Origin of the sequence: Streptomyces sp. NPDC002566, assembly GCF_042889585.1 — a bacterium.
In the GTDB taxonomy this organism is placed as follows: domain Bacteria; phylum Actinomycetota; class Actinomycetes; order Streptomycetales; family Streptomycetaceae; genus Streptomyces.
Genome location: NZ_JBIARD010000006.1, coordinates 234,784 through 255,029, shown reverse-complemented (window position 1 = coordinate 255,029; position 20,246 = coordinate 234,784). Strand labels below are relative to the sequence as shown.

The window sequence follows — 20,246 nt, the reverse complement described above, 5'->3', positions numbered from 1 at the left end:
AAAGACTCAGTATCGGAAGCGTGCGGTATCGCCGCTGATCCTCAACAGGAAGTCTCTGATGATCTCGCCCCCACTCTCGGGCACCAATTCGAGGCCAAGCGCGTAGATCGCCTCGTCAGCCTCGATGGCCGCGTCCTGGTCCTTCCGCTCCCATGCAGCCCGAGATGCGTCAATGAACGGCTTGAGGGCCGGCCAGCCAGCTGAGGGCTCGAACCGGCAGTCGGTCCAGAACATATCGACGGCTTCGAGTGTGAGGACGCCGACGACCTCGGGCCCTCGACGCAACTGCCAGACCTGCTCTTCCATCACGGCCCCCTTCCTAGCAGACCCTGTCGACCGCCTGCTGCCTGACTGTGGTCCTGCCTTCAGGGGCACCCCTGAAGAACTCGCCGCTCATGAGGCCACGAAGCTGGATCAACAGAAAGGCAACGATCAGGCAGAGGGCGGCTGATGTCACCCGTAGATGCCAAAGACCCCCAACCATGATCGGTTGGGGGTCTTTGTGCTAGTGGGGCTAACAGGATTTGAACCTGTGGCCTCATCCTTATCAGGGATGCGCTCTAACCAACTGAGCTATAGCCCCGCCGCGCTCTGCGGGGTGTGTCCCGCGCGCTGACTCCTGAAGATTAGCGCACGACGTGGGCAGTCCCAAAATCGGTTCCCGTGGGACCGTGCGCGGAGGTTTGGAGCGGCCTCCGCGCGTGTCGTCACTCGTCCTCGGCCAGCGTCAGCTCGATGCCGCCGACGAAGCCGGCGGAGATGTTGTAGATGAACGCGCCGAGCGTCGCGAGGGCCGTCGCGAGGACGACGTCGATGACCGCGATGATCGACGTGAACATCAGGACGTGGGGGAGGGACAGGAACGACTGGAGGTCGAAGCCGTTCGACTCGGTCGACCCGGTGGCCTCGGAGATGGTGCCGCCGACCGTCGAGAAGACGCCCATCGCGTCCATGACCATCCACAGGACGGCGGCCGCGACGATCGTGCAGATGCCCAGAGCGATGGAGAGCAGGAAGCTGACCTTCATCACCGACCACGGGTCGGCCTTGGACACCCGCAGACGCGCCTTGCGCACACGGGGCGTGGTGCGGGCGCCCGTCCTCGGGCGGCGCGCCGCGTCGGCCTGGCTCTGCGAGGCGTAGGCCTGCGGCGGGTGGTAGGGCGCGGCGGCCTGCTGAGGCTGTCGCTCGCCGGGCAGCGGGGAGGCCGTCTGACGGCTCTCCGCCCCGCCCTGCGGCCGCGCCTTGCCGCCCGGAGCGGACGGGCCCGCCCCAGCCGCGTGCTGCTGGGTCTGCGGCCCTCGGGTGTCCGTCACAGTTCCCCCCTGGGATCCATGCGTGTCAGGCGAGCGCGAGTCGTTCGTCGGCGGCTTGTCCGACGGCTTGATCGCCTTCAGGTTGGTCGTGTGCGGGTCGGTCACCCGCGCGTCGTTCGAGCGCGCACCGGCCGTACGGGCGTCGCCCGCACGGCCGTCGGTCCCCCGCGCGTCGGTCGAACGCGCGTCCTTCGCCCCCGCGGCGGAGCCACTGCCGCCGTCGTCCGATTCCTTGCCGGCGCCGCCGGTGGAAGGGCCGTCAGACGTACCGGCCGATGTACCGACCGAACCGGCGCCCGTGGCTCCGCTCACGATGACTCACTCCTCGTGCTACTCGGCCGAGGGCGCCTCACCCTCGTCCGTGCCGGTGGGCGCGGCGTCATCGACGGTCTCGTCCACGGCAATGTCGCCGTCGACCTCCTCCGCCTCGCGCCCCGCCTCGGCGTTACGTGCGATGCCCACGACGGCATCGCGCTTGCCCAGGTTGATCAGTTGGACGCCCATGGTGTCACGGCCCGTCTCCCTGATCTCGTTGACTCGCGTACGAATCACACCGCCCGACAGCGTGATGGCGAGGATCTCGTCCGTCTCCTCGACCACCAGAGCGCCGACCAGTGAACCGCGGTCCTCGACGATCTTGGCGGCCTTGATGCCGAGGCCGCCGCGACCCTGGACGCGGTACTCGTCGACGGCGGTGCGCTTCGCGTACCCGCCGTCTGTGGCAGTGAACACGAACGTACCGGGTCGAACAACATTCATCGAGAGCAGCTCGTCTCCCTCACGGAAACTCATGCCCTTGACGCCCGAGGTGGCGCGGCCCATGGGACGCAGAGCGTCGTCCGTGGCGGTGAACCTGATCGACTGGGCCTTCTTGCTGATCAGAAGCAGATCGTCGTCGCTCGAGACCAGTTCGGCACCGATCAGTTCGTCGTCGGAACCGTCCTCCTGCTCGCGCAGATTGATCGCGATCACACCGCCGGAGCGGGGCGAATCGTAATCCTTCAGAGGTGTCTTCTTGACCAGGCCCGCCTTCGTGGCGAGCACCAGGTACGGCGCCGCCTCGTAGTCGCGGATCGCGAGGATCTCGGCGATCGCCTCGTCCGGCTGGAAGGCCAGCAGGTTCGCCACGTGCTGCCCGCGCGCGTCCCGGCCGGCGTCCGGCAGCTCGTAGGCCTTGGCGCGGTACACCCGCCCCTTGTTGGTGAAGAACAGCAGCCAGTGGTGCGTGGTCGAGACGAAGAAGTGGTCGACGATGTCGTCTTCCTTGAGCTTCGTGCCCCGCACGCCCTTGCCGCCGCGCTTCTGCGAGCGGTAGTCGTCCGTCTTGGTGCGCTTGACGTAGCCGCCGCGCGTGATGGTGACGACGATGTCCTCTTCGGCGATCAGGTCCTCGATGGACATGTCACCCTCGAACGGCACCAGCTTGGTCTTGCGGTCGTCGCCGTACTTCTCGACGAGCGCGGCCAGTTCCTCGCTGACGATACCGCGCTGACGGACCGGCGAGGCGAGGATCTGGTTGTACTCGTTGATCTTCGCCTGGAGCTCGTCGTGCTCCTGGACGATCTTCTGGCGCTCCAGGGCGGCCAGTCGGCGCAGCTGCATCTCCAGGATCGCGTTGGCCTGGATCTCGTCGATCTCCAGGAGGCCCATCAGGCCCGTGCGCGCCACGTCGACGGTCTCACTGCGCCGGATCAGCGCGATGACCTCGTCGATGGCGTCCAGGGCCTTCAGCAGGCCGCGCAGGATGTGCGCGCGCTCCTCCGCCTTGCGCAGCCGGAAGCGCGTACGGCGGACGATGACCTCGATCTGGTGCGCCACCCAGTGACGGATGAACGCGTCCAGGGAGAGCGTGCGCGGCACGCCGTCGACCAGCGCCAGCATGTTCGCGCCGAAGTTGGTCTGCAGGTCGGTGTGCTTGTAGAGGTTGTTCAGCACGACCTTGGCGACCGCGTCCCGCTTCAGGACGATGACCAGCCGCTGGCCGGTGCGCGAGGACGTCTCGTCGCGGACGTCCGCGATGCCGCCGATCTTGCCGTCCTTGACGAGGTCGGCGATCTTCTGCGCGAGGTTGTCGGGGTTGACCTGGTAGGGCAGCTCCGTGACCACCAGGCACTGGCGGTTCTGGATCTCCTCGACCTCGACCACCGCGCGCATGGTGATCGAGCCGCGGCCCGTGCGGTAGGCCTCCTCGATGCCCTTGCGGCCCACCACCAGCGCGCCGGTCGGGAAGTCCGGGCCCTTGATGCGCTCGATCAGCGCCTCCAGGAGCTCCTCGTGCGAGGCCTCCGGGTTCTCCAGGTACCACTGGGCGCCGGCCGCGACCTCGCGCAGGTTGTGCGAGGGGATGTTGGTCGCCATGCCGACCGCGATGCCCGCCGAGCCGTTGATCAGCAGGTTCGGGAACCGGGCGGGCAGGACGGTCGGCTCCTGGGAGCGGCCGTCGTAGTTGTCCGTGAAGTCGACGGTCTCCTCGTCGATGTCACGGACCATCTCCATCGACAGCGGCGCCATCTTGCACTCGGTGTACCGCATGGCCGCCGCCGGGTCGTTGCCCGGGGAGCCGAAGTTGCCATTGGAGTCGACGAGCGGCATGCGCATCGACCACGGCTGCGCGAGGCGGACCAGCGCGTCGTAGATCGAGGAGTCACCGTGCGGGTGGTAGTTGCCCATGACGTCGCCGACCACGCGGGCGCACTTGTAGAAGCCGCGCTCGGGGCGGTAACCGCCGTCGTACATCGCGTAGAGCACGCGCCGGTGGACGGGCTTGAGGCCGTCCCGGACGTCCGGCAGCGCACGCGAGACGATGACGGACATCGCGTAGTCGAGGTAGGAACGCTGCATCTCCGTCTCGAGCCCGACGGGCTCGACACGCATCGCTACTTCGCCGCCCTGTTCAGGGGTGACGGGAGTGTTCTCGTCGGCCATTGCTGGTGAAGATCCTTCCCTGTGCGGTCAGCTGAGACCGACTCAGATGTCGAGGAAGCGGACGTCCTTGGCATTGCGCTGGATGAACGCGCGGCGGGCCTCTACGTCCTCGCCCATCAGGACCGAGAACAGGTCGTCGGCCTGGGCGGCGTCGTCGAGGGTGACCTGGCCGAGGACCCGGTGCTCCTGGTCCATGGTCGTCACCCGCAGCTCTTCGGCGTTCATCTCGCCCAGACCCTTGAAGCGCTGGATGGAGTCCTCGCGGACGCGCTTGCCGCGCTGCCGGCCCATCTCGATCAGCGCGTCGCGCTCGCGGTCGGAGTAGGCGTACTCGACGTCGTCCCGGCCCCACTTGATCTTGTACAGGGGGGGACGCGAGAGGTACACGTGCCCGGCCTCGACCAGCGGCCGCATGAAGCGGAACAGGAAGGTCAGCAGCAGGGTGCTGATGTGCTGGCCGTCGACGTCGGCGTCCGCCATCAGGATGATCTTGTGATAGCGGAGCTTCTCGATGTCGAAGTCCTCGTGCACACCGGTGCCGAAGGCGGAGATCAGCGCCTGGATCTCCTGGTTCTGCAGGATCTTGTCGATCCTGGCCTTCTCGACGTTGAGGATCTTGCCGCGGATCGGAAGGATCGCCTGGTACTGCGGATTGCGGCCGGACTTGGCCGAGCCGCCGGCCGAGTCGCCCTCCACGATGAAGATCTCGCACTTGGCGGGGTCGTTCGACTGGCAGTCGGAGAGCTTGCCCGGCAGGGACGCCGACTCCAGCAGCCCCTTACGGCGGGTCAGGTCGCGGGCCTTGCGGGCCGCCACGCGCGCGGTGGCCGCCTGGATGCCCTTGCGGATGATGTCCGCCGCCTCGACCGGGTTGCGGTCCAGCCAGTCCGTCAGGTGCTCGTAGACCGCCCGCTGGACGAAGGTCTTGGCCTCCGTGTTGCCCAGCTTGGTCTTCGTCTGGCCCTCGAACTGAGGCTCGCTCAGCTTGACCGAGATGATCGCCGTCAGACCCTCGCGGATGTCGTCGCCCGTGAGGTTGTCGTCCTTCTCCCGCAGCAGCTTCTTGTCACGCGCGTACTTGTTGATCAGGTTGGTCAGCGCCGAGCGGAAGCCCTCTTCGTGCGTGCCGCCCTCGTGCGTGTGGATGATGTTCGCGAAGGAGTAGACGCCCTCGGTGTAGCTGCTGTTCCACTGCATCGCGACTTCGAGGGACAGGTGCTTGTCCTTGTCCTCCGCCTCGAGGTCGATGACCGAGGGGTGCACCACGTCTCCCTTGCGGGAGTTGAGGTACTTCACGAAGTCGACGATGCCGCCCTCGTAGTGGTAGTCGACCGACTTGACCTCGGCCCTCTCGTCCGCGCCCGCCTCGTCCGCGCCGGACGTCGCCTTCGCCGACTCGCGCTCGTCGGTGAGCCTGATCCTCAGGCCCTTGTTGAGGAACGCCATCTCCTGGAAGCGCCGCGAGAGCGTCTCGAAGGAGTAGTCGGTGGTCTCGAAGATGTCCGGGTCGGCCCAGAACGTCACCGAGGTGCCGTGCTCCTCGGTGGCCTCGTGCTTGGCCAGCGGGGCCGTCGGGACGCCGAGCTTGTAGTCCTGCGTCCAGCGGTAACCGTCGGTCTTGACCTCCACGGCCACCTTGGTCGACAGGGCGTTCACCACGGAGACGCCCACGCCGTGCAGACCGCCGGAGACCGCGTAGCCGCCGCCTCCGAACTTGCCGCCCGCGTGCAGCACGGTGAGCACGACCTCGACAGCCGGCTTGCCCTCGGAGGGGACGATGCCGACCGGGATGCCACGGCCGTTGTCGACGACCCGCACGCCGCCGTCGGGGAGGATCGTCACGTCGATGGTGTCCGCGTGGCCCGCCAGCGCCTCGTCGACGGAGTTGTCGACGACCTCCTGCACCAGGTGGTGCAGGCCGCGCTCACCGGTCGAGCCGATGTACATACCGGGTCGCTTGCGGACCGCGTCCAGACCCTCGAGGACGGTGATGGCGCTGGCGTCGTAGGAGGCGGTGACCTCACCGCCTGAGACGGTGACCTCGCTGCTCACGCCGGCGTCGGTGGACGGGATGTTCTCGTTGGGGTTGCCGGAATCGGCCACGAAGCGCCCTTTCTGGCACAGCACGAGCCGAACTCCTTGGGGTCCCCTCCCCTTGAGGGGGCGGTTCGCCGGAGCGGCTGCGGCATGTTGCGTCGGTAAGCCTTGATCAGCGTTGCTCAGCTTCTCCCGGGCGGTCCCCACGATTGGGGCGGGATTGGCTTCCAGTCTACCGGTAGCGCCGACAGTGATGGGGGTTTGCCGGTACCTGAGTACCCATGTGCCGCCCTCAACCGGTCTCGGCCGGGTCCCCATATGCGGAGCGGGGCTCCAAGAGGCTCACAGCGGCACTCAGCGCTTCCAGGTGTCAACCCTTGGCTATCGGGAAGTCAGGTCCGTATTCGCCACTGTGTACGGGCGATTCGAGCCCATTGCCCCCTGTGAACGCGGACGTGAGGGCCGTGAAGGAGCTCCGTCCGCGGACGCACGCATGGACGGCCACCACGCTCCGCGCGGCCCGGCGCACACCTCGACCACGTGATGCAGATCACCCGTAGGTGTCGCCCGGACCCGTGCTGCCCGGAGCCCTCAGCGGGCCGTAACGGCGCGCCGGACCGCCGGGCCCCTGCACCTTGATCAGCTTGACCCTGCCGTGCCCCAGGTCCTCGTTGAGACGGGCCACCAGCGTCGGCGCCAGCAACCGCAGATTGGTCGCCCAGGCCGTGGAGTCGCAGCGCACGAACAGCACGCGCTCGGCCTCGTCGTACCGCTCGGGCACACAGTGCTTCGCGACGTCCTCGCCGACGATCTGCGGCCAGCGGCCCATCACCCCGCCCACCGCGGCCGGCGCCTCCCAGCCCCGCTCGGTGAGCAGCCGGTTGATCGCGGCGCCGAGCGCCATGGGATCCCGGCCGTCCGCACGCGCACCCGACCGCAGCCCGCCCCCGCGCCGGGCCTGCTTCTTCTGCTGCGCCACTTCCCCACGCGCGCGTGCCTGCTCCCGCGCCGCCCGCAACGCCACGCGCGCGAGGTCGACGCCGGACGGCTCGGCCGCCTTCTTCGTCGCGGGCTCGTCCGCGGTCATACGCGCTCCACCGTCCCCTCGGACACGGAGTACCGCGCTCCCGCGAGCACATGCGGCACGTCGTCGTCGACCGCGGCCGTCACCAGCACCTGCTCGCCGGGAGCGACCAGTTCCGCCAGCCGCTCCCGACGACGGGCGTCCAGCTCGGCGAAGACGTCGTCGAGGACCAGCACCGGCTCGTTGCCCTCGGCGCGCAGCAGATCGTAGGAGGCCAGGCGCAGGGCGAGCGCGTAGGACCAGGACTCGCCGTGGGAGGCGTACCCCTTGGCGGGCAGCTGACCGAGCTTGAGCACCAGGTCGTCCCGGTGGGGTCCCACCAGGGTGACGCCGCGCTCCACCTCCTGCTTGCGGGCGTCGGCGAGCGCGGCCATCAGCTGGTCGTAGAGGTGTTCACGGGTGTGCGCCTCGCCGGGGGCCGACGGCTTGTACTCCAGGGCGACCGGCCCACCGCCGGGGGCCAGTTGTTCGTACGCCTTGTCGGCGAGCGGCTGGATCGCCGCGACCAGGTCGAGCCGCTGGGCGAGCAGCTCGGCGCCCACGCGCGCGAGATGCTGGTCCCAGACGTCGAGCGTGGACAGATCCATCGAGCGGCCGCCGTGCCGACGGGCCAGCGCGGCCGACTTCAGCAGGGTGTTGCGCTGCTTGAGCACGCGTTCGTAGTCGGAGCGCACGCCCGCCATGCGCGGGGAGCGGGCGGTGACCAGCTCGTCCAGGAAGCGCCGCCGCTCCCCGGGGTCGCCCTTGACCAGGGCGAGGTCCTCCGGCGCGAACAGCACCGTCCGGACGATCCCCAGCACGTCTCGGGGCTTCACCTGCGAGGACCGGTTGATACGGGCGCGGTTGGCCCTGCCCGGGTTCAGCTCCAGCTCGACCAGCTGCTGCCGCTCGCCCTGGCGGACCTGCGCCCGGATGACCGCGCGGTCGGCGCCCATGCGGACCAGGGGCGCGTCCGTGGAGACGCGGTGGCTGCCGAGGGTGGCGAGGTAGCCCACCGCCTCGACCAGGTTCGTCTTGCCCTGCCCGTTGGGGCCGACGAAGGCCGTGACCCCCGGGTCGAGCGGGACCTCGACCCGGGGATAGGAGCGGAAGTCGGCCAGCGACAGGTGCGTGACGTGCATGTCGTTTCGCCGACCTCCCGCGGCGTTGTGGACCGCTCACACGGCCCTGTGGATCGTTCCGTCCGTCGTACTGCCCGCGCTCCTGCGGCCCGGGGCTACTTCTTCGCCGACTCCACGGCGTGGCCGCCGAACTGGTTGCGCAGCGCGGCGATCATCTTCATCTGCGGGGAGTCGTCCTGGCGGGAGGCGAACCGCGCGAACAGGGAGGCGGTGATGGCCGGGAGCGGCACCGCGTTGTCGATGGCGGCCTCCACGGTCCAGCGGCCCTCGCCGGAGTCCTGCGCGTAGCCGCGCAGCTTGTCGAGGTGCTCGTCCTCGTCGAGGGCGTTGACCGCCAGGTCCAGCAGCCAGGAGCGGATGACCGTGCCCTCCTGCCAGGAACGGAAGACCTCGCGCACGTCGGTGACCGAGTCGACCTTCTCCAGCAGCTCCCAGCCCTCGGCGTAGGCCTGCATCATCGCGTACTCGATGCCGTTGTGGACCATCTTGGCGAAGTGGCCGGCGCCGACTTTGCCGGCGTGCACCGAGCCGAAGTCGCCCTCCGGCTTCAGGGCGTCGAAGACCGGCTGCACCTTGGCGACGTTCTCCGCGTCGCCGCCGTACATCAGGGCGTAGCCGTTCTCCAGGCCCCAGACGCCTCCGGAGACGCCGCAGTCGACGAAGCCGATGCCCTTGGCGGCCAGCTCCTCGGCGTGCTTCTCGTCGTCCGTCCAGCGGGAGTTGCCGCCGTCCACGACGACGTCGCCCGGCTCCAGCAGCTCGGCGAGTTCGTCGATCGTCGACTGGGTGGCGGCGCCGGCCGGGACCATCACCCACACCACGCGCGGGCCCTCGAGCTTGCCCACGAGTTCTTCGAGGCTGTGGACGTCGGCGAGGTCCGGGTTCCGGTCGTATCCGATGACGGTGTGGCCGGCGCGGCGTATCCGCTCGCGCATGTTGCCGCCCATCTTGCCGAGGCCGACGAGACCGAGCTCCATCAGTTGTTCCTTAGGTCGCTGTGTGGCGTGTGGGGCACCTTCGTACCCATGTCCGAGCCTAAACCCGGACGGTCGTGCACAGCTGTGGGCATACGCGCTCAGACGTACGCCCCCACCTGCGACTTCTCCCCACAGGCCCACCCGGTTGTCCACCGACTGTGGACAACCGCGCCGGACCAGGACGCCGGCCCGAGAACCGGCCGCCGAAGGCCCGGCTCAGCCGCTGAGCCGCACCGGCATGATCAGGTACTTGTAGGCGTCGTCCGCCTCGGCGTCCAGCGCAGGCTTGCCGCTCAGCAGGGCGGGCTTCGTGGACGTCGTGAACGACAGCTGGGCCACCGGCGAGTCGATGGCGCTCAGACCGTCCAGCAGGAAGGTCGGGTTGAACGCGATCGAGATGTCGTCGCCCTCCAGCTGGGCGTCGACCCTCTCCACAGCCTGTGCGTCGTCGCTGGAGCCGGCCTCGAGGATGAGCACGCCCTGCTCGAAGCTGAGCCGCACCGGGGTGTTGCGCTCGGCGACCAGAGCCACACGCTTGACCGCCTCCACGAAGGGAGCGGTCTCGATCACGGCGACGGAGTTGAACTCGGTCGGGAACAGCGTGCGGTACTTCGGGAGGTCGCCCTCCAGGAGGCGGGTCGTCGTGCGCCGGCCCGCGCCCTCGAAGCCGATCAGGCCCTCGCCGGAGCCCGAGCCGGACAGCGCCAGCGTGACGCTGTCGCCGCTCGTGAGGGCCTTGGCGGTGTCCAGGAGCGTCTTGGCGGGCACCAGGGCGACCGCGGAGGCGTCCGGGTTCTCCGGCTTCCACAGGAACTCGCGGACCGCGAAGCGGTAGCGGTCGGTGGATGCCAGCGTCACCGTGTCGCCCTCGATCTCGATGCGCACACCGGTGAGGACGGGCAGCGTGTCGTCACGGCCGGCGGCGATGGCGACCTGGGCGGCCGCGGAGGCGAAGACCTCGCCGGGCACGGTGCCCGTGGCGTTCGGCATCTGCGGCAGCGACGGGTACTCCTCCACAGGCAGTGTGTGGAGGGTGAACCGCGAGGATCCGCAGACCACCGTCGCCCGTACACCGTCTGTGGAGATCTCCACCGGACGGTTCGGCAGCGCGCGGCAGATGTCGGCGAGCAGGCGGCCGGACACGAGGACCGTGCCCTCCTCCTCGACCTCGGCCTCCACGGACACCCGTGCGGAGACCTCGTAGTCGAAGCTGGACAGGCTCAGCGCGCCGTCGTCGGCCTTCAGGAGCAGGCCGGCGAGGACAGGCGCCGGCGGACGGGCCGGGAGGCTGCGCGCCGCCCAGGCAACGGCCTCCGCGAGTACGTCGCGTTCCACCCGGATCTTCACTCTTGCCGCCTCCTGCTGTTGCCGGCGCTTCTCGCCCTGCCTGGCCTTCGTCGTCTGTCTCGGTGTCGTCGGCCCCCGAGAGGGGAAGGACCACCGGGGACCAGTCTGACGCACGGCACTGACAGTAGGTGCCGCTCGGGGTCAAGTCGTGACGAGGGGCAGCCGGACGCCGAAGGGCGAGTTGTGCACAGGACCCCCTTCGAAACGGATTCCTCGCTCTCTCTAGTCGGGAGTAGTAGTAGGGCCTGTGGAAACCGTGGATAACCCCGTTTTCGCAGCTCAGAGGCGATATTTTATCCACTGACCCTGTGGGCGGAGGCGGTGGATAACCGGGCCCGTCTGTGGAGAAAGAAAAGTTCTGCACACACCGTGCACAGGGAGGGCCGAGTTCTCCCCAGCTTCGTCCCCAGGTTTCGGCGTCTTTCCCACAGGGCGCCCCGGCAGCTTCGTGTGACGGCTTTCACTCGACGCAGTGATCAGGCGCGGCAGGTTGCCGAACAGTGGAGATCCATGTGGAGAAGCCGCCCCAGGCTGGGGAAAACCGGCCGAAGTCTGTGGGTTGTCGGTGGACAAGTCCGTCCACAGGGTGGGGATCATCGCGTTGTCCACAGTCTGTGGAAATCCTTCGTCCACGAATCCACAGCCACATGACCTGCTCTGATGGTCCCTCAACAGGGCCGCCTGTGGACGCGATCGGGGAAAACTCCGCAGTCCCCAGGCTGTGGAGGGGAAAAAGTCGCCGAATCTGTGGACGAAGGCCGTAACCCGGCTGGTAATCGAACAGCGGATGACGCGAGCACGAAGAAGGGCGCCCCGGGGATCGGTCCCCGGGGCGCCCTGGAAGGCCGTACGCGGCTCGGACAGGCCCGTGGCTCAGCCGGCCTTGATGCGGTTGGTCAGCTCGGTCACCTGGTTGTAGATGGAGCGCCGCTCGGCCATCAGGTTGCGGATCTTGCGGTCCGCGTGCATGACCGTGGTGTGGTCGCGGCCGCCGAACAGCGCGCCGATCTTCGGCAGCGACAGGTCGGTCAGCTCGCGGCACAGGTACATGGCGATCTGCCGCGCCGTGACCAGCTGACGGCCCCGCGAGCTGCCGCACAGGTCCTCGACGGTCAGCCCGAAGTAGTCCGCCGTGGCGCCCATGATGGCCGTGGAGGTGATCTCGGGCGCCGAGTCCTCGCCGCCCGGCATGAGGTCCTTCAGGACGATCTCCGTCAGCCCCAGGTCCACCGGCTGCCGGTTGAGCGACGCGAACGCCGTCACCCTGATCAGCGCGCCCTCCAGCTCGCGGATGTTGCGCGAGATCCGCGAGGCGATGAACTCCAGCACCTCCGGCGGGGCGTTGAGCTGTTCCTGCACCGCCTTCTTGCGCAGGATCGCGATGCGCGTCTCCAGCTCGGGCGGCTGCACGTCGGTGATCAGGCCCCACTCGAAACGGTTCCGCAGCCGGTCCTCCAGCGTGACCAGCTGCTTGGGCGGCCGGTCACTGGACAGCACGATCTGCTTGTTGGCGTTGTGGAGCGTGTTGAAGGTGTGGAAGAACTCCTCCTGCGTCGACTCCTTGTCCGCGAGGAACTGGATGTCGTCGACGAGCAGGATGTCCATCTCGCGGTAGCGCTTGCGGAAGCTGTCGCCCTTGCCGTCGCGGATGGAGTTGATGAACTCGTTGGTGAACTCCTCGGAGCTCACGTACCGCACGCGTGTGCCCGGGTACAGGCTGCGCGCGTAGTGCCCGATCGCGTGCAGCAGGTGGGTCTTGCCGAGGCCCGACTCCCCGTAGATGAAGAGGGGGTTGTACGCCTTGGCGGGCGCCTCGGCGACGGCGACCGCGGCCGCGTGCGCGAAGCGGTTGGACGCGCCGATGACGAAGGTGTCGAAGAGGTACTTGGGGTTCAGCCGCGCGGTCGGCTCACCGGGACCGCCGGCCGGCGCGGACTGCGCCGCCGACGGGCCGGACCCGCCGGCGCCGGGCTGGCCGGGGCCCATCGGACCGCCGCGATGCGGATGCCCCGCGCCGCCGGACGGCTCGGGCAGCTCACGCCGCGTGGGGTCGCGCTGGTCGTACTCGGGGCGCTTCGGTTCGTACTCCGCGCGGGTGGGCTCGTACTCCGGGCGCTTCTGGTCGTAGGGCGACGCGTCGTAGGGCGGTCGCTCCATCTTCTGTGGGCGGTAGTCCTGGGGGGACGAGCCGTACCCGTCCTGCGCCGGGCCGCCGTAGCCGTCCTGGGCGGACGACGAGCCGTAGGAGTCCTGACCGGAGGGACCGTAGGAGTCCTGGGACGGCGACGCGTACGGGTCTCTCTCGGGGAAGCCGAGGCGCTGCTGCTGCCAGCCGTAGTCGTCCTGCGTGGCCCGCGGCCAGGCGCCGGGTTCGGGGCGCTGGTACTCCGAGGGGTACGCGGGGCGGGCGGTGGGCAGCGGGTCCTGCCGGGAGGAGTGCTCGCCGGGACCGCCCTGGCCGCCGGCGCCGCCGTGTCCGCCGGGGGCCTGCTCCGAGCGGTGCCGGCCGTAGCCGTCGTACTGGTTGTCGTACGGGCTGTCGTACTGGCCGGGCGGACGCTCGGGCTCCTCGTAACGCGATGCCGGTGCGGGCGACGCCGGCGCCGCGGGCTCGCCGACGGAGTCGTCCACGGTGATCGCGATGCGGATAGGGCGGCCGCACTCGCGGCTCAGCGTCTCGCTGACGATCGGGGCGAGCCGGCCTTCCAGCACGGTCTTGGCGAACTCGTTCGGTACGGCGAGCAGGGCGGTGTCCGCCACCAGCGCCAGCGGCTGGCAGCGCCGGATCCAGCGCTCGTCCTTCGTCTCGACGCCCTGGCCTCGACCGTTGCTGAGGAGGTGCTCCAGTACGCGTGGCCACACTGCGGCAAGATCGGCAGGTACGTCAGCCACAGGGCACGCTCTCTCGCAGGTCCCACGAACGGGTGACGGTGGGACGGATCGGGATTCACAGCGGACGGGGTCAGGGTCCAGGGAAAGAATCGGAGTCCAGCCACGGTAGTCAGCGCGGCCGGTACGGTTCAAGTTGTTGTCCCCAGGCTGTGGACAGTGTCGCCCGGTGGCCCCTGGTTTGACCGGATGGCGTAGCCCCGCGTACCGTAACCAGGTCGAGTTGTCGATGGCTGCTGCCGCCTGCCTCCGATGGGCACAGATCGCGTCAGGTGATCGGGAAGCGGTGCACTCGGGCGTTAACGGGAGCTACTCGTGGGCGCACGGTGACAGCCAGGACGGCACCCCGCCACTACCGAGCGATTTCTGGAGCCCCCGAGTGAGCAAGCGCACCTTCCAGCCGAACAACCGTCGTCGCGCGAAGACCCACGGCTTCCGGCTGCGTATGCGTACCCGTGCCGGCCGCGCGATCCTCGCGTCCCGCCGCAGCAAGGGTCGCGCCCGTCTGTCCGCCTGATCCCGGTCAGGTCATGCCGTCGTGCTGCCCACCGAGAACCGGCTGAGGCGGCGCGAAGACTTCGCGACCGCGGTACGCCGAGGCCGTCGGGCCGGACGCCCGACTCTCGTCGTCCACTTTCGAAGCGGTGCCACGGACCCGCACGCGCCTGGGGAGAGCGCTCCCCCGACGCGTGCGGGTTTCGTCGTGAGCAAGGCTGTGGGCGGGGCGGTCGTACGCAACGCCGTGAAGCGCAGACTGCGTCATCTGATGCGCGATCGAGTCGCCCTTCTGCCCCCCGGTAGCCTGGTAGTCGTACGGGCGCTGCCCGGCGCGGGCGACGCAGACCACGCACAGCTGGCCCAAGACCTCGATGCCGCCCTACAGCGGCTACTGGGAGGGGGCGCGCGATGAAGTACCCGCTGCTGGCCCTGATCAAGCTGTACCAGTGGACGATCAGTCCGCTGCTCGGGCCGGTGTGCAAGTACTACCCCTCGTGCTCCCACTACGGCTACACGGCCATCGACCGGCACGGTGCGATCAAGGGAACGGCGCTCACCGCCTGGCGCATCCTGCGGTGCAACCCGTGGTCGCTGGGGGGTGTGGACCATGTCCCGCCGCGGAAGCGTCCGCGGTGGCACGAAATGCTGCGCGACGCCTGGCGTGCACGCAGGGGCGGGACCTTCGCCGCCTCAACGGCCACCGAAGAGAGTCATCCTTCGAGTCCGGCCGCAGAGACCTCGTCCCATGCCCAAGGAGCATGATTAGTGGACACGATTGCCAGCCTCTTCAGCTTCATCACGACACCTGTCTCCTGGGTCATCGTCCAGTTCCACGCGGTGTACGGCGCCGTCTTCGGCCCTGACACCGGATGGGCCTGGGGTCTGTCCATCGTGTCCCTGGTGATCCTGATCCGAATCTGCCTGATCCCGCTCTTCGTGAAGCAGATCAAGGCGACGCGGGCCATGCAGACGCTGCAGCCCGAGATGAAGAAGATCCAGGAGCGCTACAAGAACGACAAGCAGCGTCAGTCCGAAGAGATGATGAAGCTGTACAAGGAGACGGGCACCAACCCGCTCTCCTCGTGCCTTCCCATCCTGGCGCAGTCCCCGTTCTTCTTCGCCCTCTACCACGTGCTCAACGGCATCGCGACGGGCGACAAGATCGGCGTCATCAACGACCAGCTGCTGGAGAGCGCGCGTAAGGCGCACATCTTCGGCGCTCCGCTGGCGGCGAAGTTCACCGACGGCTCGGCCAAGGTGGAGGCGCTCGGCGCCTCGCTGACCGACGTGCGCGTGGTGACCGCGATCATGATCGTCCTGATGTCGGCCTCGCAGTTCTTCACCCAGCGCCAGCTGATGACGAAGAACGTCGACACCACGGTGAAGACCCCGTTCATGCAGCAGCAGAAGATGCTGATGTACGTCTTCCCCGTCATGTTCGCCGTCTTCGGCATCAACTTCCCGGTCGGTGTCCTCGTCTACTGGCTGACCACCAACGTGTGGACCATGGGCCAGCAGATGTACGTCATCCGCAACAACCCGACCCCGGGTTCCAAGGCTCAGGCCGCGTACCTGGAGCGTCTGTACAAGTCCGTCACGCACCAGGGCAAGACGCGCCGCCGCAGCGAGAAGACGATCGTCAAGGCCATCGTCGCCAAGGGCCGCGACCGCAACGAGTACGAGCGCAAGTTCATCAACGGTCTGAGCAAGGTGGGCCTCGTGGCCCAGGCCGACGGCACCGTGGTGAAGGGCGAAGCCCAGACCGCCACCCTCACCGAGGACGGCACGCCCACCAGCGCGGCGGCCGCCCGGCGTCAGCAGCCCAAGCGCCAGACGAAGTCCCAGCGCCAGACCACAGGCCCGAAGGCGGCCGGCGAGACCACCACCTCGCTGACCAAGTCCGACGAGCCGCAGGACGCCGAAACCACCGGCCCCGCCAAGCCGAAGCCCGGCTCCGCCGGCCGCAGCAAGGCTCAGTCCGGTCAGCGCAAGGGCGGTCCGCAGCGCCCCAAGTCCCCCTCCAAGAAGTAAGAAGGAGCCCATCCCGTGACGGAAGGCACCACCTCCGCCGCCGCCGAGGGTGCAGACACCCTCACCCGCCTGGAGCAGGAGGGCGAGATCGCGGCGGACTACCTCGAGGGTCTGCTGGACATCGCCGATCTCGACGGCGACATCGACATGGACGTCGAAGCCGACCGCGCCTCGGTGTCGATCATCAGCGACGCGGGTGGCCGCGAACTGCAGAAGCTGGTCGGCCGTGACGGCGAGGTGCTGGAAGCACTGCAGGAGCTGACGCGCCTGGCCGTGCACCGGGAGACCGGCGACCGCAGCCGGCTGATGCTGGACATCGCCGGCTACCGCGCCACCAAGCGCACCGAGCTCTCCGAGCTGGGCGCCAAGGCCGCGACCGACGCGAAGAACAGCGGCGAGCCGGTGAAGCTCAGGCCGATGACCCCCTTCGAGCGCAAGGTCGTCCATGACGCGGTCAAGGCGGCCGGCCTGCGCAGCGAGTCCGAGGGCGAGGAGCCGCAGCGCTTCGTCGTCGTACTCCCCAACTGATCGGTACACCCGTTTTCACCGGCCCCGTCTGGCGCTCAGGCGGGGCCGGTCTTTGTCAGCCCTGGTAGTTCTGGTGGTCGGCGCTGAGCGCGCCGGTGCGGTACGGAAGGACGGTCCCCGTGACGGAGGCAGCGGAGCTCCCCCCTGCGCCCGAGCAGGCACGAGCGGTATTCGGTGATCGCTTCACGGATGCGGTCCGGTACGCCGAGCTGCTGGCAGAGGCAGGTGTGCGGCGTGGGCTCATCGGCCCACGCGAGGTGCCCCGGCTGTGGGAGCGGCACCTGCTGAACTGCGCCGTGCTCTCCGAGGTCGTCCCCGAGGGGGTGACCGTGTGCGACGTCGGCTCCGGCGCCGGGCTGCCCGGCATCCCGCTGGCCCTCGCCCGCGAGGACCTGAAGATCACGCTGCTGGAGCCGCTGCTGCGGCGGACGACCTTCCTCACCGAAGCCGTCGAACTGCTGGGCCTGGACCATGTGACCGTCGTGCGCGGCCGCGCCGAGGAGCTCATGGGCAAGCTGCCGCCGGTGCATGTGGTGACCGCCCGTGCGGTGGCGCCACTGGACCGTCTGGCCACCTGGGGCATTCCTCTGCTGCGCCCCTACGGGGAGATGCTCGCCCTCAAGGGCGACACGGCCGAGGAGGAGCTGAAGAGCGCGGCCACCGCGCTGAGCAAACTGGGCGCAGTCGGCACATCGATCCACCACGTCGGCGAAGGCGTGGTCGATCCACTCTCCACGGTGGTGCGGGTCGAGGTCGGAGAGAGCCCGGGCGGTGTGCGGTTCGCCGCCAAGCGGGCCAAGGCCGCGCGCACAGGGCGCACGCGTCGCCGTCGCTGACTCGGGGACGCAAGGCGTACTCCACACAAGCTGCCGCGCCTCCGTGTGACGGAGTGTCGCGGCAGTTCGGTGCCGGGCGCTGTGCATCGTGTTTCACGTGAAACGTCGCTCACTGCTGCAGGGCATCATCAGCCGGGGCCGCGCTGCGGCCGAACCCCGCGACCGAAAGCCTCTCGGCTCACTCGACAGGGGAACAGAGTTGTCCACAAAGGTGGATTTCTCCACAGAACCCCAGGCCTCACTGGTTCACGACCCCGAAGGCATGGGAGGCTCTGTTCACTGCGAGCCTGAAGTCGAGGAGAGTGAATCCTTGCGGTCCGACGCCAACATCGCGGGACCGATGACCGATCCGGTCCCCGGTCCCCGAACCGAGTCGATGGGGGAGGATGTTTCACGTGAAACCCCGCCCCCGATGGACGACACTCCGATCGGTCGCGCCGCCCAACTGGCGGTAGAGGCTCTGGGACGAGCCGGGGAAGGGCTTCCACGTCCCGAGCAGACCCGCGTCATCGTGGTCGCCAACCAGAAGGGCGGCGTCGGCAAGACGACGACGACCGTCAACCTTGCCGCCTCCCTGGCCCTGCACGGCGGTCGCGTCCTGGTGGTCGACCTCGACCCGCAGGGCAACGCCTCCACCGCGCTGGGAATCGACCACCACGCCGAGGTCCCGTCCATCTACGACGTGTTGGTCGAGGGCCGCCCGCTGGCGGAGGTCGTTCAGCCCGTCCCCGACGTCGAGGGACTCTTCTGCGCTCCCGCCACGATCGATCTCGCAGGTGCGGAGATCGAGCTGGTGTCCCTGGTGGCGCGAGAAAGCCGGCTGCAGCGAGCGATCCAGGCCTACGAGCAGCCTCTGGACTACATCCTCATCGACTGCCCGCCCTCGCTCGGCCTGCTGACGGTCAACGCGCTCGTCGCCGGCCAGGAGGTCCTCATCCCGATCCAGTGCGAGTACTACGCACTGGAGGGACTGGGACAGCTGCTTCGCAACGTCGACCTGGTGCGGGGGCACCTCAACCCCGCTCTGCATGTGTCGACCATCCTGCTCACCATGTACGACGGCCGGACGCGTCTCGCGTCGCAGGTCGCGGAAGAGGTGCGCACCCACTTCGGCGACGAGGTGCTGAGGACGAGCATTCCCCGCTCGGTCCGCATCTCCGAGGCGCCGAGCTACGGGCAGACGGTGCTGACTTACGATCCTGGATCAAGCGGTGCCCTCTCCTATCTTGAGGCGGCCCGAGAGATCGCGCTGAAGGGCATCGAGGTCAGCTATGACGCCAACCATGCTCATATCGGCGCCCAGAACAACCCGAGCATGGTGGAGGGGATCCAGTGAGTGAAAAGCGGAGGGGGCTGGGGCGTGGGCTAGGCGCACTGATCCCTGCGGCTCCTACAGAGAAGTCGACGGCGTCTGGAGCCCTGGGAAGCGGGGGCCACACCTCCCCCGCGGCTGTCCCGGTTCTGACGACCGACCGTGGAGTGGCCGCGGCGAAGGTGGCGACGCTCCCTGTTTCACGTGAAACAGAGGAGTCGCTGCCAAGCAGCCCCGTGGCGCCCCCCGCGCCTCCCCTGGGCGCCCACTTCGCTGAGATTCCCCTGGACGACATCACGCCGAACCCGCGCCAGCCGCGCGTGGTCTTCGACGGCGACGAGCTCCAGGAGCTGGTCACCTCCATCAAGGAAGTCGGCCTCCTCCAACCCGTCGTCGTACGGCAGCTCGGACCGGGCCGCTACGAACTCATCATGGGCGAGCGCCGCTGGCGCGCCTGCCGTGAAGCGGGGCTGGAAGCCATCCCGGCGATCGTGCGCGCCACGGACGACGAGAAGCTCCTCCTGGACGCCCTTCTGGAGAACCTCCACCGGGCTCAGCTCAACCCGTTGGAAGAGGCGGCCGCCTACGACCAGTTGCTGAAGGACTTCAACTGCACGCACGACCAGCTGGCTGACCGGATCGGCCGCTCCCGGCCGCAGGTCTCCAACACGCTGCGCCTGCTGAAGCTGTCGTCCGCGGTCCAGAAGCGTGTGGCTGCCGGCGTGCTCTCGGCGGGCCATGCCAGGGCGCTGCTCTCCGTGGAGGACTCGGAGGAGCAGGACCGGCTGGCACACCGCATCGTGGCCGAGGGGCTGTCCGTGCGGGCCGTCGAGGAGATCGTGACCCTGATGGGCGCTCGGCCGCAGAGGGCCCAGCGTCCCAAGGGGCCGAGGGCGGGCGGGCGCGTCGCCCCGGCGCTCAGCGAATTGGCGACCCGGCTCTCGGACCGCTTCGAGACAAGGGTGAAGGTGGAGCTGGGGCAGAAGAAGGGCAAGATCACCGTCGAGTTCGCCTCGCCGGAGGACCTTGAGCGGATCCTCAGCACTCTCGCTCCGGGCGAGAGGCTGGCCCTTCAGAAGAGCCTCCTGGAGAGCGAGCCCGAGGGCGCGGAAGGCTGAGCTTCCGCTGCCACAGCCGGCGTCGCTCCAGAGAAGAGCGGGCCGTGTCCGATACCTGACGGACACGGCCCGCTCTTTGCTTTCACGCCGTACCGAGGCCACCGCATCGTGGATACGATGCGTGAGGGTTGGCGCATTCACCGGGCAGCACCTCTGAGGGGGAGGCGGAGGCCATGCGAACGATGAGCCGGACCGGACTGGTGGGCGCGGGGCTGGGCCTGGGCGCG

At 68.7% G+C, this 20,246-nt stretch carries 17 protein-coding genes and 1 tRNA gene; 8 read left to right on the top strand and 10 right to left on the bottom strand.

The features are described 5' to 3' along the window. Nucleotides 1–6: 6 nt before the first annotated feature. The 10 genes from ACFYXA_RS25315 to dnaA form a co-directional block, all read right to left on the bottom strand. Nucleotides 7–306, bottom strand: coding sequence for a hypothetical protein (locus ACFYXA_RS25315; RefSeq protein WP_389036633.1), 300 nt, complete (start codon nt 304–306; stop codon nt 7–9). Nucleotides 307–509: 203 nt separating this feature from the next. Further along, nucleotides 510–583, bottom strand: a tRNA-Ile gene (locus ACFYXA_RS25310). Nucleotides 584–707: 124 nt separating this feature from the next. After that, nucleotides 708–1,628: a DUF3566 domain-containing protein gene (locus ACFYXA_RS25305; protein ID WP_389036630.1), complete on the bottom strand. Its 921-nt coding sequence runs from the start codon at nt 1,626–1,628 to the stop codon at nt 708–710. An 18-nt stretch (nt 1,629–1,646) separates the two neighbouring features. After that, nucleotides 1,647–4,241 (bottom strand): DNA gyrase subunit A, encoded by a 2,595-nt coding sequence (gyrA, locus tag ACFYXA_RS25300; protein WP_389036627.1) that lies wholly within the window; start codon nt 4,239–4,241, stop codon nt 1,647–1,649. Between the two features lie 42 nt (nt 4,242–4,283). Further along, on the bottom strand, nt 4,284–6,344 hold the full coding sequence (gene gyrB / locus ACFYXA_RS25295) for a DNA topoisomerase (ATP-hydrolyzing) subunit B (protein ID WP_351090645.1): 2,061 nt from the start codon (nt 6,342–6,344) through the stop codon (nt 4,284–4,286). A 484-nt stretch (nt 6,345–6,828) separates the two neighbouring features. Next, complete coding sequence (locus tag ACFYXA_RS25290; protein WP_352244558.1) at nt 6,829–7,365, bottom strand: DciA family protein; 537 nt, start codon at nt 7,363–7,365, stop codon at nt 6,829–6,831. Further along, complete coding sequence (gene recF / locus ACFYXA_RS25285) at nt 7,362–8,483, bottom strand: DNA replication/repair protein RecF (RefSeq protein ID WP_351089851.1); 1,122 nt, start codon at nt 8,481–8,483, stop codon at nt 7,362–7,364. Before recF ends, ACFYXA_RS25290 begins: the two co-directional genes overlap by 4 nt. A gap of 95 nt (nt 8,484–8,578) precedes the next feature. Next, the gene (gene gnd, locus ACFYXA_RS25280; protein WP_130439134.1) at nt 8,579–9,460 is read right to left on the bottom strand and encodes a phosphogluconate dehydrogenase (NAD(+)-dependent, decarboxylating); all 882 of its coding nucleotides are present in this window, start codon (nt 9,458–9,460) and stop codon (nt 8,579–8,581) included. Nucleotides 9,461–9,676: 216 nt separating this feature from the next. Beyond that, nucleotides 9,677–10,807: a DNA polymerase III subunit beta gene (dnaN, locus tag ACFYXA_RS25275; protein WP_130439136.1), complete on the bottom strand. Its 1,131-nt coding sequence runs from the start codon at nt 10,805–10,807 to the stop codon at nt 9,677–9,679. A gap of 873 nt (nt 10,808–11,680) precedes the next feature. Continuing rightward, nucleotides 11,681–13,699 carry a chromosomal replication initiator protein DnaA gene (dnaA, locus tag ACFYXA_RS25270; protein WP_389036619.1) on the bottom strand — a complete coding sequence of 673 codons (2,019 nt, stop codon included), beginning with the start codon at nt 13,697–13,699 and terminating at the stop codon, nt 11,681–11,683. Between the two features lie 376 nt (nt 13,700–14,075). Between dnaA and rpmH the strand changes: the two genes are divergently transcribed. The 8 genes from rpmH (at nt 14,076) to ACFYXA_RS25230 (ending at nt 20,019) form a co-directional block, all read left to right on the top strand. Then, nucleotides 14,076–14,213, top strand: a complete 138-nt coding sequence (gene rpmH / locus ACFYXA_RS25265) for a 50S ribosomal protein L34 (RefSeq protein WP_003956500.1) — start codon at nt 14,076–14,078, stop codon at nt 14,211–14,213. Nucleotides 14,214–14,234: 21 nt separating this feature from the next. Beyond that, nucleotides 14,235–14,606 (top strand): ribonuclease P protein component, encoded by a 372-nt coding sequence (gene rnpA, locus ACFYXA_RS25260; protein WP_130439140.1) that lies wholly within the window; start codon nt 14,235–14,237, stop codon nt 14,604–14,606. Continuing rightward, nucleotides 14,603–14,956: a membrane protein insertion efficiency factor YidD gene (gene yidD / locus ACFYXA_RS25255; protein WP_389036614.1), complete on the top strand. Its 354-nt coding sequence runs from the start codon at nt 14,603–14,605 to the stop codon at nt 14,954–14,956. Before rnpA ends, yidD begins: the two co-directional genes overlap by 4 nt. A 3-nt stretch (nt 14,957–14,959) precedes the next feature. After that, nucleotides 14,960–16,225 (top strand): membrane protein insertase YidC, encoded by a 1,266-nt coding sequence (gene yidC / locus ACFYXA_RS25250; RefSeq protein WP_352253587.1) that lies wholly within the window; start codon nt 14,960–14,962, stop codon nt 16,223–16,225. A 15-nt stretch (nt 16,226–16,240) separates the two neighbouring features. Then, the gene (locus tag ACFYXA_RS25245) at nt 16,241–16,753 is read left to right on the top strand and encodes a R3H domain-containing nucleic acid-binding protein (protein ID WP_130439146.1); all 513 of its coding nucleotides are present in this window, start codon (nt 16,241–16,243) and stop codon (nt 16,751–16,753) included. Nucleotides 16,754–16,872: 119 nt separating this feature from the next. Continuing rightward, a complete protein-coding gene (gene rsmG, locus ACFYXA_RS25240) occupies nt 16,873–17,589 on the top strand; it encodes a 16S rRNA (guanine(527)-N(7))-methyltransferase RsmG (RefSeq protein WP_351094189.1) in 717 nt (238 codons plus the stop codon). A gap of 262 nt (nt 17,590–17,851) precedes the next feature. Then, complete coding sequence (locus ACFYXA_RS25235) at nt 17,852–18,925, top strand: ParA family protein (RefSeq protein WP_389037163.1); 1,074 nt, start codon at nt 17,852–17,854, stop codon at nt 18,923–18,925. After that, nucleotides 18,922–20,019: a ParB/RepB/Spo0J family partition protein gene (locus ACFYXA_RS25230; protein WP_389036608.1), complete on the top strand. Its 1,098-nt coding sequence runs from the start codon at nt 18,922–18,924 to the stop codon at nt 20,017–20,019. The genes ACFYXA_RS25235 and ACFYXA_RS25230 overlap by 4 nt, the downstream gene beginning before the upstream one ends. Nucleotides 20,020–20,246 lie beyond the last annotated feature (227 nt).